The organism is Mesobacillus sp. S13 (genome assembly GCF_020422885.1).
Taxonomy (GTDB): Bacteria; Bacillota; Bacilli; order Bacillales; family Cytobacillaceae; genus Mesobacillus; species Mesobacillus selenatarsenatis_A.
This window is the reverse complement of the sequence record NZ_CP084622.1, coordinates 2,315,571-2,330,914: the sequence shown is the minus strand read 5'-3', so window position 1 is coordinate 2,330,914 and position 15,344 is coordinate 2,315,571. Positions and strand designations below refer to the sequence as shown.

22 protein-coding genes and 1 other annotated feature are annotated in these 15,344 nt (G+C 39.2%); of the genes, 2 read left to right on the top strand and 20 right to left on the bottom strand.

All coding sequences use genetic code 11. The features are described from left to right. Positions 1 to 33: 33 nt before the first annotated feature. The 8 genes from LGO15_RS11920 to LGO15_RS11885 all read right to left on the bottom strand — a co-directional run bounded on the left by LGO15_RS11920 (position 34) and on the right by LGO15_RS11885 (position 5,633). Positions 34 to 561: a histidine phosphatase family protein gene (locus tag LGO15_RS11920; protein ID WP_167830630.1), complete on the bottom strand. Its 528-nt coding sequence runs from the start codon at positions 559 to 561 to the stop codon at positions 34 to 36. A 48-nt stretch (positions 562 to 609) separates the two neighbouring features. Further along, entirely contained in the window at positions 610 to 1,449 is an 840-nt protein-coding gene (locus tag LGO15_RS11915) for a nucleotidyltransferase domain-containing protein (protein WP_226087735.1), read from the bottom strand. 765 nt (positions 1,450 to 2,214) lie between these two features. Beyond that, a complete protein-coding gene (locus tag LGO15_RS11910) occupies positions 2,215 to 2,430 on the bottom strand; it encodes a hypothetical protein (RefSeq protein WP_226087734.1) in 216 nt (71 codons plus the stop codon). Between the two features lie 231 nt (positions 2,431 to 2,661). After that, complete coding sequence (locus tag LGO15_RS11905; RefSeq protein ID WP_226087733.1) at positions 2,662 to 3,228, bottom strand: GNAT family N-acetyltransferase; 567 nt, start codon at positions 3,226 to 3,228, stop codon at positions 2,662 to 2,664. A 65-nt stretch (positions 3,229 to 3,293) separates the two neighbouring features. Further along, positions 3,294 to 3,542, bottom strand: a binding site (T-box leader). A gap of 728 nt (positions 3,543 to 4,270) precedes the next feature. Further along, complete coding sequence (locus LGO15_RS11900) at positions 4,271 to 4,486, bottom strand: helix-turn-helix domain-containing protein (RefSeq protein WP_226087732.1); 216 nt, start codon at positions 4,484 to 4,486, stop codon at positions 4,271 to 4,273. 10 nt (positions 4,487 to 4,496) lie between these two features. After that, complete coding sequence (locus tag LGO15_RS11895; protein WP_226087731.1) at positions 4,497 to 4,988, bottom strand: DUF2975 domain-containing protein; 492 nt, start codon at positions 4,986 to 4,988, stop codon at positions 4,497 to 4,499. Positions 4,989 to 5,159: 171 nt separating this feature from the next. After that, on the bottom strand, positions 5,160 to 5,321 hold the full coding sequence (locus LGO15_RS11890) for a DUF3934 family protein (RefSeq protein WP_167830624.1): 162 nt from the start codon (positions 5,319 to 5,321) through the stop codon (positions 5,160 to 5,162). Between the two features lie 165 nt (positions 5,322 to 5,486). Beyond that, entirely contained in the window at positions 5,487 to 5,633 is a 147-nt protein-coding gene (locus tag LGO15_RS11885; RefSeq protein WP_167830623.1) for a hypothetical protein, read from the bottom strand. 205 nt (positions 5,634 to 5,838) lie between these two features. On the opposite strand from LGO15_RS11885, the gene LGO15_RS24180 reads away from it, so the two are divergent. Continuing rightward, positions 5,839 to 5,964 carry a hypothetical protein gene (locus LGO15_RS24180; protein ID WP_023614463.1) on the top strand — a complete coding sequence of 42 codons (126 nt, stop codon included), beginning with the start codon at positions 5,839 to 5,841 and terminating at the stop codon, positions 5,962 to 5,964. A gap of 56 nt (positions 5,965 to 6,020) precedes the next feature. Here the strand turns inward: LGO15_RS24180 and LGO15_RS11880 are convergent, their stop codons facing one another. Next, positions 6,021 to 7,556, bottom strand: coding sequence for a DUF4145 domain-containing protein (locus LGO15_RS11880; RefSeq protein WP_226087730.1), 1,536 nt, complete (start codon positions 7,554 to 7,556; stop codon positions 6,021 to 6,023). Positions 7,557 to 7,891: 335 nt separating this feature from the next. Between LGO15_RS11880 and LGO15_RS11875 the strand changes: the two genes are divergently transcribed. Next, entirely contained in the window at positions 7,892 to 8,071 is a 180-nt protein-coding gene (locus LGO15_RS11875) for a hypothetical protein (protein ID WP_167830622.1), read from the top strand. Positions 8,072 to 8,184: 113 nt separating this feature from the next. Here the strand turns inward: LGO15_RS11875 and LGO15_RS11870 are convergent, their stop codons facing one another. The 11 genes from LGO15_RS11870 to LGO15_RS24175 form a co-directional block, all read right to left on the bottom strand. Next, positions 8,185 to 8,424 carry a hypothetical protein gene (locus LGO15_RS11870; protein ID WP_167830621.1) on the bottom strand — a complete coding sequence of 80 codons (240 nt, stop codon included), beginning with the start codon at positions 8,422 to 8,424 and terminating at the stop codon, positions 8,185 to 8,187. 74 nt (positions 8,425 to 8,498) lie between these two features. After that, positions 8,499 to 9,374, bottom strand: coding sequence for a proline iminopeptidase-family hydrolase (locus tag LGO15_RS11865; RefSeq protein WP_226087729.1), 876 nt, complete (start codon positions 9,372 to 9,374; stop codon positions 8,499 to 8,501). An 86-nt stretch (positions 9,375 to 9,460) separates the two neighbouring features. Further along, positions 9,461 to 10,291, bottom strand: a complete 831-nt coding sequence (locus LGO15_RS11860) for a VanW family protein (protein WP_226087728.1) — start codon at positions 10,289 to 10,291, stop codon at positions 9,461 to 9,463. Between the two features lie 128 nt (positions 10,292 to 10,419). Continuing rightward, the gene (locus LGO15_RS11855; RefSeq protein WP_226087727.1) at positions 10,420 to 11,340 is read right to left on the bottom strand and encodes a DMT family transporter; all 921 of its coding nucleotides are present in this window, start codon (positions 11,338 to 11,340) and stop codon (positions 10,420 to 10,422) included. Between the two features lie 66 nt (positions 11,341 to 11,406). Continuing rightward, positions 11,407 to 12,282, bottom strand: a complete 876-nt coding sequence (locus LGO15_RS11850) for a phosphotransferase family protein (protein ID WP_226087726.1) — start codon at positions 12,280 to 12,282, stop codon at positions 11,407 to 11,409. A gap of 14 nt (positions 12,283 to 12,296) precedes the next feature. Beyond that, on the bottom strand, positions 12,297 to 12,788 hold the full coding sequence (locus LGO15_RS11845; protein ID WP_226087725.1) for a hypothetical protein: 492 nt from the start codon (positions 12,786 to 12,788) through the stop codon (positions 12,297 to 12,299). A gap of 56 nt (positions 12,789 to 12,844) precedes the next feature. After that, the gene (locus tag LGO15_RS11840; RefSeq protein ID WP_226087724.1) at positions 12,845 to 13,300 is read right to left on the bottom strand and encodes a hypothetical protein; all 456 of its coding nucleotides are present in this window, start codon (positions 13,298 to 13,300) and stop codon (positions 12,845 to 12,847) included. A gap of 59 nt (positions 13,301 to 13,359) precedes the next feature. Beyond that, a complete protein-coding gene (locus LGO15_RS11835) occupies positions 13,360 to 14,223 on the bottom strand; it encodes a phosphotransferase family protein (RefSeq protein ID WP_226087723.1) in 864 nt (287 codons plus the stop codon). 133 nt (positions 14,224 to 14,356) lie between these two features. Next, positions 14,357 to 14,746, bottom strand: coding sequence for a hypothetical protein (locus LGO15_RS11830; protein ID WP_226087722.1), 390 nt, complete (start codon positions 14,744 to 14,746; stop codon positions 14,357 to 14,359). A gap of 81 nt (positions 14,747 to 14,827) precedes the next feature. Further along, positions 14,828 to 15,037: a hypothetical protein gene (locus LGO15_RS11825; RefSeq protein WP_226087721.1), complete on the bottom strand. Its 210-nt coding sequence runs from the start codon at positions 15,035 to 15,037 to the stop codon at positions 14,828 to 14,830. 66 nt (positions 15,038 to 15,103) lie between these two features. Beyond that, positions 15,104 to 15,235 (bottom strand): hypothetical protein, encoded by a 132-nt coding sequence (locus tag LGO15_RS24175; RefSeq protein WP_264163959.1) that lies wholly within the window; start codon positions 15,233 to 15,235, stop codon positions 15,104 to 15,106. Positions 15,236 to 15,344 lie beyond the last annotated feature (109 nt).

Genomic DNA, 15,344 nt, shown 5'->3' with positions numbered 1-15,344 from the left:
GAACCAACTCACCAGAAACTTTAACAACTTAGTTTATTTAAATTCATAAGTCTTATAATCACCAGTATTTGATGAGAATTTTAATATATTCTTATCACTAGGTATTCCTTCAAAATAAGCCCCCATACAACCTGTTGTGCATCTGTGGCCTGCAATAAGAATATTCAACTCTTTTATTCCATGCTGATTCTCAAGTTCATTCATAAAATTAAACACCCTCTTCACAAAATCATCAGGGTCTTCAATTCCTTTATAAACCGAGGAATCAGGTAAATGACCAGCCATTTTAACCTCATTAACATGTAACCTGTCAGCTTCTCCTAAGTCAAAAACATCCAGTCTATCATCTTTAACTGCATTTATGCCGGTGACAATTTCTGCTGTTTGAACTGCTCGTTCCTGTGGGGAAGAAAAGACAAAGTCGAATTTTATATTTTGCAGCCTTTCTCGCAAAGCTTTTGCCTGTTGAATTCCATTTTCGTTTAATGGCAAACCCATTCTCCCTTGCATTTTACGTTCTTTATTCAAATCTGTTTCCCCATGTCTGATTACATAAATCAAGTATGGTTCCTCCTTCTGTAAAAAATCTCCTGCTAGGAATAGAATTTTTCAAATCACCATACCTATCACTTTCCTGATATGCGCTTCATCATCCGCAATATCCACTTGTTTACTCAGGTATTTATTCAATCTGTAAATTTCCGGGACGATACTGGCCATTGTTTTTATGATTTGGTCGGGATCTCGGCTACACTCCCAACTTTTTAAAAGAGACAACTGCCCTTGATTCAATTTGCTTCTTTGCCCCTCAATTTTTGACCAAACACCGTACGGACTATCTAGATGGTCTTCCAATTCCATATACCATCCAGAAGCGATTAACCAGCGGACCCGATCTAAATTTGATAGAGCGTAATAGAATTCTCCCCTCATAGCGGCACGATAAGTTTCGTGTATGAATGCCAAAAGTTTTCCACGCCAAAACTCCACTTCGTCTGCTGTAGGTTTATAAACTATATTTGATGATTCCTGAATAACATTTCTAATAATATTGTTCGGATCGTATAAAACCTTATAACCTTTTAGCCAAATGGATGGTACTACTTCCTCAGGGGAATGATACCAGCTATCTATTTTTACAAAGGAATCATAATGGGTAACAACTACAGGAGATGCAGGATTAAAATCCTCGTAAAATAAAACACTCCCCCATTCAGCTGCCCTGTTACGCATATTTTTTATAAAATTTACTTTCTGAACTGGATCAACAATAATATGTAAATCAATGTCCGAGTAATCATCAAAGTTACCCCTGGCTAATGACCCCGCCTGATAAATAGCCAAAACATTTGAATCTGATGTTAAATCCATTAACGCACTCTCCAAAAGAATGTCACGATGTTTCGGCAACGCTAAATCTCTTTCTAAATGTTTACTTACTAATCCCACACATAATACCCATCTCCTTATTGTTAAAGAACCTATCACCCTGAACTATTCTACATTTGGAAAAGAAATCCCTTTTCATCATATATAAAAGAATGCGTTGATCCTTAATGGACCAACGCATGGTTTTCTATTTATCACAGTTCTCGAAGCGCATTTAAGCGAATTAGGGCAGCTTCCGTTTGTCCGATAGAGCTCTTCTATCGGACACTTTTCCTCCGTCACGCCTTCCATTTGTCCGATAGAGCTCTTCTATCGGACATTTTTCCTCCGTCACGCCTTCCGTTCGGCCGATAGAGCCCTTCTATCGGACATTTTTCCTCCATCATAGCTTCGTTTTGTCCAATAGAGCTCTTTTATCGGACATTTTTCCTCCATCACACCTTCCGTTTGGCCAATAGAGCTCTTCTATCGGACACTTTTCCTCCGTCACGCCTTCCGTTTGTCCGATAGAGCTCTTCTATCGGACACTTTTCCTCCGTCACAGCTTCGTTTTGTCCGATAGAGCTATTTTATCGGACACTTTTCCTCCGTCACGCCTTCCATTTGTCCGATAGAGCCCTTCTATCGGACACTTTTCCTCCGTCACGCCTTCCGTTTGTCCAATAGAGCTCTGTTATCGGACATTTTTCCTCCATCACAGCTTCATTTCGTCCGATAGAGCCTTTCTAACGGATACTTTTCCTCATAGAGAGCTTCCATTTGTCCAATAGAGCCGTTCCGTAACAAAGGACCGATTGTATTTGTTTATATTATCAACCCTATAAACTATTTCTGAATTTTCCGCTGCATTAGATAAATGAGAAGAGCAATTGGACCCATGAATATTGTTAAAATCCAGAATATATGTCTCTTGAATCGGATAAAATATTTGTCTGAATCATAATATACCCAAATTGCGATTACGATGAAAAAGGTGAAGATGACAGCTATTTCGATCTGATGACCACTAAAATCCGTGTTCCTGGCCAATCCCCATCCCATATTCCCAACACTCCTTACCGTATTATATATAAACCTTTACGATTGTGTCAGAACAAGGTTTCAATTTTCAGACTTTTTGGCGATATAACAAGAGAAAATGATTCCACAATTGCAGAAAAACTACCCAAATCAATAGGGACTTCGCAAAACATGCACAATTCCTTATTTGTACGAACTATTTTAATGAAGATAAGGGGCAATATACCTTCCTGAATTAATATACCTGTGACATCAGGATATGATTGAATAGTAGCAAGTATCGGTCAGCCTGCTGCCGTCAGCTGATAAATCCTCATTTCGTAAGATACCTTCTAATTGATATCCAAGTTTTTCGGGGATGGCCCTGCTTTTCAGATTAGTAGATTCACATCTTATCTCGATTCTCTTGAATTTAAGCTGGTTTAGCCCGAAATCAGTTACCGCCTTTACCGCTTCTGTCATATATCCGTTTCCACTAAACCTCGTATTAATCCAGTACCCGATTTCACCTTTAGGAATGGACCAGTCAATCCCCTGAAGGCTGACTGTCCCAATGAAATCATCCGTCTCTCTATGAAAAATGAGAAAACGAAAGCTTTCTCTTTTTAAAAAGTTGATATGGGCTTTTCTCAGGTTAATCTCGGTTTCCACTACTTTAGGGAGCTTTTGCGCAAACGGCAACCATGCTTTTAGCTCATCAAAAGAATCTCTTATAGCCTGGTTAACGATACTTCCGTCATCCGTACGATTGGGAGCCCGAAGTAATAATCTTCCTGTTACAATCTGGGATGGAATATCTAATAATATTGGTTCCGTCATCTTATTTCCCTCGCTGTTCCTAGAATTTTCTACAATAAAAAAACTCTCACCCCCAAGAAATGAATCTTGAGGACGAGAGTTTGACTTCGCGGTACCACCTCAGTTTGTTGATTCGTCGCCAAACCAACCTCTTCGGGTACGTTCATACCCTATCTTTATATCGGAAGAACCCGTCTTGCGATCCCTGATTGATCATCAGATTGGCAAGAAGCTCTGAGGCTTTATTCGTTAAGCAGATATTACTCCTTTTCAGCAACCAGGAGCTCTCTGGAAATATCCTTAAACTTAACTACTTTTCTCTTCAATGCTTTTTTATTTGGAATTTTAAAATAGTTTAGCGTTTATATATATTGTTGTCAATATATTCCTACATTTTGCAATTCAGAGTTAGAAATCAACTGTTTCACTCCAATCCCTTATCTTCTCCAATTCTATACAATAAAAGGGTATTAAGATAAAAGTATAGTTCTTAGAGATGAAGATAACCATTCTGCTATACGCACAAAGAAATTCCTAGACACTTTGTGAAACTCTTAGGAACAATTATCCTTTTCCTTGCACCTGAAAAGTCTAATTAACATCAACAACTCTTAATAAACTTTTTTTGCATCATCACCTGTTGAAGTTTCCATTAAACACCTTTTCTTAGACATTTCATGCCTCGTCATCTGCCGAAATGTCCATTAAACACTTTTTCATAGACATTCCGTGCATCATCACCTGCCGAAATGTCCATTAAACACTTTTTCATAGACATTCCGTGCATCATCACCTGCCGAAATGTCCATTAAACACCTTTTCTTAGACATTTCATGCTTCGTCACCTGCCGAAATGTCCATTAAACACCTTTTCTTAGATGTTTCATGCATCATCGCCTGCCGAAATGACCATTAAACAAACACCCTTTCTTAGACATTTCATGCTTCGTCATCTCCCGAACTGTCTATTAACTTCTTCCTATGCACTTCGAAACTGTTCTAGATTTAAAAATAGCGTTAATCCACCCGGATCAACGCCATTTAATAAAACTTAATTAACTAGCTAATATTCTTCATTCTCTTTATATTCAAGAATATCCCCGGGCTGGCATTCCAGTGCTTTGCAAATTGCATCTAGTGTCGACAGCCTGATTGCTTTTGCTTTTCCATTTTTTAAAATAGAAAGGTTAGCCATCGTGATTCCAACCCGGTCAGAAAGTTCCGTTACACTCATTTTCCTTTTAGCCAACATTACATCAATATTGATTATAATTGCCATTGCATTCACCTCAGACTATTAAGTCGTTCTCTTCTTTGATCTCGATGGCTTCTTGTAGGAGTCGCTGCAGGACGGCTGCAAAAACTGCGACCACTGATGGTGCAAAAATCATTCCCATTCCAATTAAAATCAGTCCTGGTGCATCGTCAACCTCAGCTAAAACATAGACAAATGGGAGAGCCACCACAAACAAGCCACTGATGATGATCGCACTATTTTTGATTTTCTTTAAAGCTATAACCGATAAATCAGAGAAAGCCTGGTTCTTGTCAATGTAAGATAACAGATTGAATGATTGATACAATGCAAAATAAAATGGGACAGCTGAAACGTACAAAACCATTAGGATAGCATAAACCGCAAATGCCAAATCCGAACCTCTTGCGGCTGCATCATTCGCTTCAGACGCAATCTGTGGAAGCAAAAACATGCATAAAGCCAAAACAGGAAGGCCAATTAAAATAACTGCAGCCTTTAAAAAAAGTGTTGACCCTTTTTTCATAATAACAAGCACCTCATTCATTTAATGTCACTTTGAATTTACCATGATATTTATCGATTTACAATAAATTTTTATTAAATTATATAATTATTTTATTGAAATTCATGTTATTTAATCCTTCAAAATACAAAAAAGCGTCAATCCTCAATTGGATCAACGCATTATAAGGCATTATTTTTCAGATGTACCTTCTTTGGAAGCATTTCCGTGTTTAACACCTTTACTCTTGTATGGCTTGGCACTCTTGGCTTTTTTCGCACTAGCCTGCCAGCGATTCCACCCTTTTTTGCCCGTGCCTCTTCCCGTTCCGCTCTTTCCTTTAGCTTTACTCAAAAAATCAACTCCAAATTCTTAAGGTTTTTGGATTAGTTTTATCCATTTCCCCTGTATAAAAACCACATAACATGAAGTATAATCATATACCACCCATCATGAAATTACTACAAAATAAAAGCAGTCCAATCCAGATGGAATCAGACTGCCGATTTTTTATGTTTTCTAATGAACCCTTATGATTTCATAAATATCTTCATCGTGATGTACTCTTGTATGTTTTGATTCGATTCTTTCAAATTCCTCATTTCCGACCTTTGGTAAATCTCCCAACCACCAGCTCTTGAATTCATAAATAAGGTCAGCTAACATTGCGATTCCTCCCGGAAATGAATAAGTTTTATTTACACTCTTATTATACTTGTGAATAGTTTCACATGTAAAGCGCTTTCATTATATCCGGAATAGCAAAATAATATTGAATTATGAGAAATTTATCCAGGGTTGCTCGTGCACAGACTTAGAATAATCATCGGTACTTTGAACAAAATACTTATGTTCAAAAGGAGGTGTGCACATGCCTAATCAAAATGACAACAAGTTCAGGAAAATCCAGTCAGAAAGCTTCAAGCAAGGGAAGTCGCAAGAAGAATATGCGGCTGAATTGGAAATGAACAAGCTGAAAGCACAAAAGAGGAAGTAACCCCGCAGGAAAAGCACACAAAGAATGCCGTGGTTTCCCACGGCATTTTATCACGTTTATTCATCCTTCAATAATGGAATATCCACTTCAACACCCAAGCGCGTCAAAACCTTACCAAGTGTCTCAAGCCCTGATTTCGGATTGATTTTTGTCTCTAAATAGTAGGCTTCACCCGATATCTGAGAATGATAAGTATGAAGCTGTGTGAATGGCCTTTTATCTGGATGAATCGGTTGAAGCGCAATGGCATAGCGCTTGCCATTATCCGTAGAACCAAGAATTATCCCCGCTTTTACCATATCGGATAAATGAAGTTCATGATCCTCAATCCATTTCAGCGCTTCCTTCCAAATTGCTGGAACACTTGAACCTTCAATAACAGACGTCACTCCATTGTGCTTCACCTTTACATATAAAGATTCCCACTTTTTGAAGCTCTTTCGCTCTGTTGTCATGTCACCATCTGCCTCGTCCGTCTTATTAGTCACCTTTGACTTCAGCTGGTCGAACAATTTCTCGACAGTGCCTACTCCAACATTGTCATACTTCGCCAAGATCACAAGTTCCATAGGAAGCTGCCCGACCGTGTAAATCTGGTCTTCAATCAACTGCCTTAAAAGACTCGGAATTCCTGTGAATTCATCTGCCGTTAATGGTACCTTTTTCAGTTCTTCCGTCACTACAATATGACTTGATTTGTAAAAGAAGAATAGCTCCCCCTGACGCTTCAATGTCAGCTGTCTGCGCACTTTTTCCTCTTCAATGAAAGTTCCAAGCTCCTCGAAAAATTGCTCATCATTCTTTTCATTATATCTTTTTACATTCTTGTGCAGCCCCTCAAGATTGCCAGGAAGTTCGCTCATGATACGGGCTTCCTGTTCAGCACCAAGGCGAATCAGGAAAGTTTCCGATTTATCAAATCGCTGCGGCAAAAGAAACGCATCCCTCAGGAAATAAGGAATCTGAAGCGATCTCCCTTTATAAGTGATCGTCCGGATCGGAGTGAACCCTGGAGTTTCCTGGACCTCTTCAACTGGAGTAGCAACAGCCACTGCTACTTCTTCCCTCGCTGGAATTTCAGCTTGTTGTGGAGGCGGATTTTTCAACAGCTCCTCCAACCCTTTCAACCTGACCTCAAGCTCAGACATATCAAACGTTTTTTCTGCCTGGGGAGAAGGATCCTGATATTCCGGTACGGTCACATCAACCGGACCGTAAACCTCAACATACCATTTTACAATGCTGTACAAGGCTTCCCATGATAAAAGCGCCTCGGAAAAGCGGAACATCCTCGCATCATGTGCCGCCTGATTCCCCATTCTCCGTACCAAATGCAATGCATCGCGAATCTCAGGAATCAAATAACCTTGATCATTGAGCAAGTCCAGCCGCTCTTTTAATCCAGTCCGAGGATCCTCGACGATTGCTTCTTCTTTCGTTACCTGCTGTAAAATATTTTCAATAAACACCCGAGAATGCGTCAGCATCGTTCTTGGGCTCGAAAAGATACTGTTTTCTAATTCCTTCGCCAATAATGCCAATTCTTTTGAAATCGGCTCTAAAAATTGATAAAAATATGTATTTGAATTCATAAAATGGTCCCCCGATAGTAGTCTAGTATTGATTTTATCATAATAATAGACTCTTTTTGGGCTAATCCGAAAATTGGCAGACAGCTATTGAGTGACCGAAGATTTTATTGGCGATAATTTCATTTTATTGGCGATTTTTTATTTTTATTGGCGAAAAAAATTTTTTATTGGCGATTTCCCCAAATTTATTGGCGAACTGGAAAAAACACCTGATTTTTACCAGTTTAATAAAAAACAGGAACAATTTTCATCATAAATCGCCAAATAAGACATAAAGCTCAACCTCCGTACGAAAGATATACAATAATGAGTCATTTTCCCAGGAGGAATAAAATATGCGAAAAGTTATTTGCATCAATAACGAAGGTTTAGAGGTGGAATTCAACGTCGGCGATCAATATGAAGTGGATCGGGAGTTTGATACAACCTATATTGTTACAAACAGACTTGGCAAAAAGCACACCGTATTCAAAACTCATTTTAAACCTGTTGAGGATATTGAAACAGTGATCTAGGTACTATTGGCAAGTGTATTAACAGCAGTCTCATCCATATTACAGGCAAAAATCGAAAACTTCAACTTCACATACATCAAAAAAACCTCTCGACAACTCGAGAGATTTTTTTATTATGCATATTGAATTCCAGCAGCCTTGACCTTATTGATATCACCGGAACTGCAAGGTGTGACGCCGTAAGTCATTCCGCAGCTTGGGCAGTTTGTGATGACGGTTTCCATCGTGAACATTTCTCCGCATTCGCAAGCGATCTGGTGCGCGACACGCGGCTTTATCTTTTCCTTGCCTTTGCTTTTTACATGGTCAACAATCGCTTTGCCATCTTCTAATCTAGAACATCCACAGCTCATGAAAAAAACTCCTTTATAGCTTAATTAATACTATTAACATAGCATAAAGGGTTCATGAGGGAGTATAGCAAAAGTCACACTTGGCGATCGACCTTTTCAAGAAAACCGCCAATCACTTGCAAATACTCTTCCGGCTCTTCCATATATGGCATGTGGGCACTTCTTTCAAATACATGGAACACAGCTCCTGGAGTTAACTTGGCGTAATACTCAGTCGATTCCGGTGTTGCCTCATCAAAACGGCCGCAAGTATAGAGCGTCGGACACTCGATTTCTCCCAACTGCGGTGTACAATCAAATGTCTTAAGGTTTCCCTTCACCGTAAATTCGGACGGCCCCCACATCGTTTCATACACAACAGGGTTCTTCATGCCAGCTCCAGCCTTAATCCATTCCAAATCCGGCTCTCCGCGGAACACGAATTGCTTGTTAAATTCCTTAATGGCTGCTTTAAACTCTTCAGTATCAGTCTCGCCGCTTTCCTCGCAGCGCAAAATGGTTTCCTGCACCTCAGCTGGCAGCTTGGCGATATTCCGCTTTTGATCCTCTTCCCACATCGGTGCACTTAAGCATGAACTTGAAAAAATGACACTTTTCACTCCAATTGGTTTTGTCAGCACATAAGCCGCCGCCAAAGTCGTACCCCAAGAATGTCCAAGTATATGTACTTCGTCAAGCTTCAATGCTTCTCGTACCTGGCCAAGTTCTTCAACGAACCGGTCAATCTTCCATAAGGATAGATCATCAGGACGATCCGACTTTCCGCAGCCAAGCTGGTCATACATCACCACAGGCCGATCCTTACCCAGCGCTTTCAATCCTTTTAAAGAATAAGTTGAAGACCCAGGTCCTCCATGTAAAATAATCACAGGTGTCCCACTCGCATCCTTATTGTAAATCTCATACCAGACTCTTCCGCCGGTAACCTCCACAAAACCTTCTTCGTACATATGTAAATTCCTCCTACATTATTAATTTTGCTGATCCTTTAGCAGCCATGCAATACACTTATCGATTTGCTAGATTCTATGTATCATCAAATACTTTCACTCGTGACCGTTTCTTGTTCCAGCAAAGGTTCATACATCATTATTGCATGATTTTCTGTTACAAACTCATCATCAATTTGTATTTTATCAGAGTTAAATACTTTACGATGAATTCGATTATGCCTGACATACCCTCCCCAATACTCCATCGAGATGGCATGCTCCCGTTCATATACCTCATATGATTGGATGGCAGGGGTTTCAGATCTCCATTCACCAACTAAATGAGTGTCATTCAAATAAACAATCAATTGATAACTGGTATTCGTTTCATTTTTAATTTGTAAGTCAAGATAATTATAAGCACATGTAGCTCCACTGCCAAAGGGTTGACTTCTTTTGGAATCGGGAAATACATCATAGCTATGGCGATATCTTTCCGTGATAGTTAATGGAGTGTGTAATGTCATCCAATAGATCAAGTTGGATAATTGGCAAAGTCCACCGCCAACTCCGGTGGTGACCTTTCCATAATGGAGGACCATTCCATCCACATACCCTTTTCGCTTCGTTGTATTGCCAAGTAATCGCCAATATGAGAAGGTTTCCCCAGGCCTGATAATGATTTTATTTAGCTTTTGAGTAGCGATTTTGAGATTCTTCACCTTGTTATGCTGCAACCACATATCAACATTCTTCAATTCGCGAAGGAGTAAGGTTTGGTGAGCAAATACCTGATGTTTTAGCGGTTGATCTTCCTTTTTCATGGAAAATTTCTTATTCCCAAAAACCCAATCAAAGTATCTCTTAGAACGGTAATATTTTTTTCCGAAATAGATCCTAATAGGGCTTCTTTTTATAGGCTTTAATGATTCCATATGGCCTCCTTTTTCTTCTCGACACTTTTCCAATATCTATTAAATTCGCCTCAGCAGATTAATCTCCTTTTTCCCTCATAAAAAAGAGAGTGCCTCATTCAATTGAGACAATCTCTTCTAGTGAATTTCTAAGCTTCCTCAGCTAATTGGACTGTTTTCTTCTTTGAAAAAGAAGTAATGAAAACACCGACAAAGACTAGACATCCACCAATGATCTGCGGTATAGAGATGAGTTCACCAAGAAAAAAGAAGGCAAACACCGCCCCGAACACTGGAATGAGGTTCAACGAAATCGACGCCTTCGATGGCCCGATCATCGCAACCCCACGATTCCATAATAAAAAAGAACAAATCGATGGAAAGATCCCGATGTAAAATAGTGCAGTCCATTCCGGAAGACCGACACTTCCTACCGAGACGATCGACAGCTCGATTGCTACAGCAGGAACCATCAATAGAAACCCGATCGCCAGAGTAAAACCGAAAATTGCCAGCGAGGGTAGCTTTCCTGAGATTTTTTTAATATAAATGGAATACAATGCCCATGAGATAACTGCCAGCACCATAATCAAATCCCCAATATTAAACTGCAAAGCTAGCATTCTTTCAACCGATCCATGCGTGATGACAACCAGTACCCCAAGCATTGAAATCACCAGGGATATCCAATACTTCAGCTCCATTTTTTCACCAATCAAAAGCGCTGACAGCAGGAAAATAAACAATGGACTCGTGCTGTTCAACAAGGTTGCATTGATGGCCGTCGTATAATTGACAGCCCAGTAGATTAGCAGATTGAAGCCAATCACACCCGTCACCGCCAGGAACAAAAGCAGTTTGAAGTGTTCCCGAAGGGCAGCTCTTTCATGCCTGAACAGCCTGATGATGACCGGAGACATAATCAGCACCCCTATCCCCAGGCGAGTGAATGAAATGGTCACCGGCGGAAGGGAACTAGCGAGGAACTTACCGGCCACCGCATTCCCTCCCCAAAACAAAGCAGCAACCACCAGCAAGAAATACGGTGCATTTCCAAGCCTCTGAATCATTTCTTGCCTCCTCCTTCTTACATTCAAAACGTAATCGTATTACTAGAATATTTTTTAGAATGAAAATTATCTATAAATATGGATTCCATTCTCAAAAGCCTGTTGATCGTCATTTTCGATCCCATGAAGGGCTTCTTGTAATGCGAAGGTGCTTTTATAAAAATGGACACGCTTAGCTATTTGCCTGCCATTTGGGTACAAATCGATACACTTATTAAAAAAATCTTCGCCATAACTGGAGAGTATTCCCGCAAAATCATACGCTGGGTCTCCAATACCAGAACCGCCAAAATCGATGATCCCGGAAATTTCATTTGTCCCTTGGTTCCACAAGATATTGGATGCACCGAAATCCCCGTGGATAAGTGTGAGTTTAAAATTAGCGAGCAGATTCCCATTTAGGAAATTCTCGAACGAGTCAGTTACTTCCGCTTGGGATTCCTTCCTCATAAAAGGAAATAATTTATCTTTAATCCTTTCATATAGATCACTCATTTCCTCACGCGGATGACGAGCATCCAATTGTAACTCTCTGATTGCTGTTTCTCCAGAAATAGAATGGATTTCTATTAGAATAGAAGCCAGTTGTGACGCCAGCCCTCTAATGTGCTCATCACTCTTAATTGCTAGCAAACTTTCCTTCCAGAAAGGTTGGCCTTCAATAAGGTGATAGCCAGTGAATACTTTCCCTGGTTCGAACACGTCAAAGAACTTATAAACTGGGGCCGGGATTGGCAGAGATACTCTATCCTCTATGTATTTCAAAATCTCCGTTTCTCTTCTTAATTGTTCAATCCCTTGTTCATATTTAGGAAATCTGAACACCAAAGAATCGTTCACAACAATCACGTCATTATTCTGGCCAATTTCATTTATATAAAATTGACGAATGATTAGCTCTGGATAGACACTTTGTATGTTTTTAATAAATTTATGATTCATTCTTAAAAGTCTCCCTATTTTTCGAACCAATTTTGTATCTTGTTCACAAGTACAGGTTCTGAATCAGCAGTAATTTTCCTCGGCTTGAATCCTCCTACCTCTACCACTTCGATGTGGTTTTCCCCTTCAATCTGTACGACGCAATAATCTTCAAATGGAGAGGCTGAGATTTTAATTTTTTGCCCTGGGTACAATTCTTGAATAGTATCAAGGTCTAGTGGTGACGGTTGCCATTCTTTTGGGACTAGTGGCTGTTCAACCTCGACTTTGTCGTTATCACTAGAACTGCTCTGAGAAAGTTGATGGTATATTTTTTGCAGCAAGGCAATGACTTCAGAGAAGCCTATGAATAGCATCCCTGTGACAAAGCTGGAAAACAAGGCAGATAAAGTCATACCCCCAGTAGATTCTCCCGGACCCTCAATCGATGCAAGCAAAAAGCCGCCTATCATTACTGCGAAACCTATGATGCGAAGCACTTTGGCAACTGAATTTTGTTTCTCCACTCCCACTCCTCCGTTTCTCCTTATAGAAATAAACTTGTCTTTCCAATCCTAACAATCTAATTTCTTTTTATTCTATTTAAAATAATTTTTAAAAAAGTGATTCCTGCTGCCAGTATGCCAAATGTGTAAACGTTAATAAAAAGCGTGTTAGTATACTGATTTAACCAGGGAAAACGGTATATTCTTGATTCAGGTTCCTTAGATGATCTACCTAATTCGTTTATTAGATTTACAGCAAATTGATACTCTAAAATACAAAACGTGATAAAGAGGACAAATGCTCCGATAATGATCATCGTCGATCTATTGGATTTTATCCTGAGTCGCCCGAACCCTTGCCATAAACTTTTTGCAAAAAAAATAAAAATAATCAGTGTTGGCCCCACTATTAATAGAACTGGATTTCCATTGCCTGATATCACATGAGGTCTAATTGTAAATAGATCAACTAAGAAAATAAAAACAAGACTTAGTACCAACCAGCATACCAACGACTTTGACCAAAACTTCATACGCTTCCCCCTAGATTGACTGACCTGCATTCATTGCTCGAGCTCGTTCAATCAAAACATTACTGTAAAAATCCTTTTAACCTCACTAAGTTTTCTTCCAGGAACAAAGCATTTTTCTCCAGTCCGCGGCGCTTGCACCAGCCAATACTGTTGAACGCATCGGTGAATTGATAAAATGGCAGGACAATGTCTAAATCTATTAATGGTCTGATGGATTTATATCCATCTTTAAACGAACTATATAAGGCAGAGTCAAAGCGTAAGAAATCACGATATAGTTTTGTAAAATCAATTTCTGTAGAACCAAATCGGACACTCTCAAAATCAATCATTCCGGCCACATTTTGATCGCCTACTATGATATTCGCTGGTCGAAAATCCATATGTACAAAACTTGGTTCATCCGGAGCCGGCAGCTGATGCTTCATTTTCTCGAATTTTTCAATCGCTTGTTTGTATAATTGAGGATCCAAGACATCCTTTACATCCTCAGCGAAACTGTAAAACTGCTTTTCAACAAAATCAGACCAATTCGCAAATTCATTCTGGATCCCCTTTAACTCTTTAGCCTCAGGGTGATGAATGTTATGCATCTCAGCCTGAAGGACTCCCACTTGAAACGCTATGGTTGGCGAAACCTTAGTTGTTAAAGGGGTTCCTTTTAATTCAGATAATAAAAAAGCTCCAGAGCACTCATCATCACCTGGCCAATAATCCAAAAGGTCAGGAATGGACACACTCCCTTTTAAAATCTCATAAGCTTCTAACTCCCGCTGAAACTTTAATTTTGTAAAGGGAATTTTCAAGAAAACATTTTCTCCCTTTAACAAAGTACATCTATAGACAGTTGAACTATGAGAATCTTCAACCTCGTTGATCGATTGCAGTTCCAAACCGAATTCCCGAATGACTCTATTTAACATAAAACTTCTCCTATTCTAACTAGCATTCCTAGTATGTCATCTCTTCTTGCATTCTGTTATTTTCCAATAAAATTCTCCTACATTTTAAAAAAGCGATTTATTCTTGAGAAACAAACTGACTACAAGGACAATCTTATGGTGTTAATGCAAGAAAATATTCCCTAATGTCTTCTGGCAATTCTTCAACTGAGAGAACTTTTAACCTTTCCGTACCAGGTGTCGTCATGATTAAATAGGTTTTTTCATCATATTCAAACAGAGTAAATTGGCTTATTCTTTCTGCAGAAGTATCCAATCTATTAATGAATTCAAAGTCTTCTTCTTTAAAATAGCCCTCATACCCGTCCAACACCACCTCTTGTGCTTCTTCAAAATCTTTCGCAAACGAAAGAGCTTGATATAACTCAAGTGAATTTTTAGGTATGAAGAAGAGTATGTAATAAATTGCCAGACCAAAAAGTAAAACCAATATTATTAATGCCCTCCACTGCTCTTTCAATGGTTTTTTCTGAAATATCCCCATAAAATGATCTCCTACTGTTTGTTTCATATAGGAATTCAACAAAAAAGTGCGAAATCCTTCCTGGACCCACGCACTCTCGTCTCAAGCAGCATTCATTTTTTTCAGTTCTACGACCCCACCGACCAATCCTATAAAACCGCCAATCGCTAATAGAGCCGGAACAAATGGCGTGTTATGGTTCCCAACAAATAAAGTGAAAACTCCCCAAATACATAAAATGAAGCAGCTTATTAAAGAAATGAGCACCCTTTTCTTTTTGCTGGGTAAAGTTACTTTTGACTCTTTAGTCATGAACAAAACACACCCTTTTAATAACTCCATGTATTACACATTATGTTTAAGTTAATCTGTAAATTTCTATTTCTTTATCACCCAAAATGCCACTGCAGCTAATCCCAGTAATATTACAGCAATGTGCAAATACCAATAATCAATAAATAATTCCCATTGAAGCTGTTGAATTTTTTTCACTCTTTCAAAGTAACCCATTTGCACACACCCTTCGTAATAGGCCTTTTCTAATTATTACGGTTGAATATCACTTTGGTTCCATAAAAGAGTGCATACAGTAATTGTTTCTGGTTTTCGGCATGTTACA

Excerpts from the sequence above, each read along its gene's own strand:
- LGO15_RS11910 (WP_226087734.1), bottom strand. The coding sequence starts at position 2,430 with ATGGGATGGGGATTGGCCAGGAACACGGATTTTAGTGGTCATCAGATC.
- LGO15_RS11905 (WP_226087733.1), bottom strand. The coding sequence starts at position 3,228 with ATGACGGAACCAATATTATTAGATATTCCATCCCAGATTGTAACAGGA.
- LGO15_RS11900 (WP_226087732.1), bottom strand. The coding sequence starts at position 4,486 with ATGGCAATTATAATCAATATTGATGTAATGTTGGCTAAAAGGAAAATG.
- LGO15_RS11895 (WP_226087731.1), bottom strand. The coding sequence starts at position 4,988 with ATGAAAAAAGGGTCAACACTTTTTTTAAAGGCTGCAGTTATTTTAATT.
- LGO15_RS11885 (WP_167830623.1), bottom strand. The coding sequence starts at position 5,633 with ATGTTAGCTGACCTTATTTATGAATTCAAGAGCTGGTGGTTGGGAGAT.
- LGO15_RS24180 (WP_023614463.1), top strand. The coding sequence starts at position 5,839 with ATGCCTAATCAAAATGACAACAAGTTCAGGAAAATCCAGTCAGAAAGC.
- LGO15_RS11880 (WP_226087730.1), bottom strand. The coding sequence starts at position 7,556 with ATGAATTCAAATACATATTTTTATCAATTTTTAGAGCCGATTTCAAAA.
- LGO15_RS11875 (WP_167830622.1), top strand. The coding sequence starts at position 7,892 with ATGCGAAAAGTTATTTGCATCAATAACGAAGGTTTAGAGGTGGAATTC.
- LGO15_RS11870 (WP_167830621.1), bottom strand. The coding sequence starts at position 8,424 with ATGAGCTGTGGATGTTCTAGATTAGAAGATGGCAAAGCGATTGTTGAC.
- LGO15_RS11865 (WP_226087729.1), bottom strand. The coding sequence starts at position 9,374 with ATGTACGAAGAAGGTTTTGTGGAGGTTACCGGCGGAAGAGTCTGGTAT.
- LGO15_RS11860 (WP_226087728.1), bottom strand. The coding sequence starts at position 10,291 with ATGGAATCATTAAAGCCTATAAAAAGAAGCCCTATTAGGATCTATTTC.
- LGO15_RS11855 (WP_226087727.1), bottom strand. The coding sequence starts at position 11,340 with ATGATTCAGAGGCTTGGAAATGCACCGTATTTCTTGCTGGTGGTTGCT.
- LGO15_RS11850 (WP_226087726.1), bottom strand. The coding sequence starts at position 12,282 with ATGAATCATAAATTTATTAAAAACATACAAAGTGTCTATCCAGAGCTA.
- LGO15_RS11840 (WP_226087724.1), bottom strand. The coding sequence starts at position 13,300 with ATGAAGTTTTGGTCAAAGTCGTTGGTATGCTGGTTGGTACTAAGTCTT.
- LGO15_RS11835 (WP_226087723.1), bottom strand. The coding sequence starts at position 14,223 with ATGTTAAATAGAGTCATTCGGGAATTCGGTTTGGAACTGCAATCGATC.
- LGO15_RS11830 (WP_226087722.1), bottom strand. The coding sequence starts at position 14,746 with ATGGGGATATTTCAGAAAAAACCATTGAAAGAGCAGTGGAGGGCATTA.
- LGO15_RS11825 (WP_226087721.1), bottom strand. The coding sequence starts at position 15,037 with ATGACTAAAGAGTCAAAAGTAACTTTACCCAGCAAAAAGAAAAGGGTG.
- LGO15_RS24175 (WP_264163959.1), bottom strand. The coding sequence starts at position 15,235 with ATGGGTTACTTTGAAAGAGTGAAAAAAATTCAACAGCTTCAATGGGAA.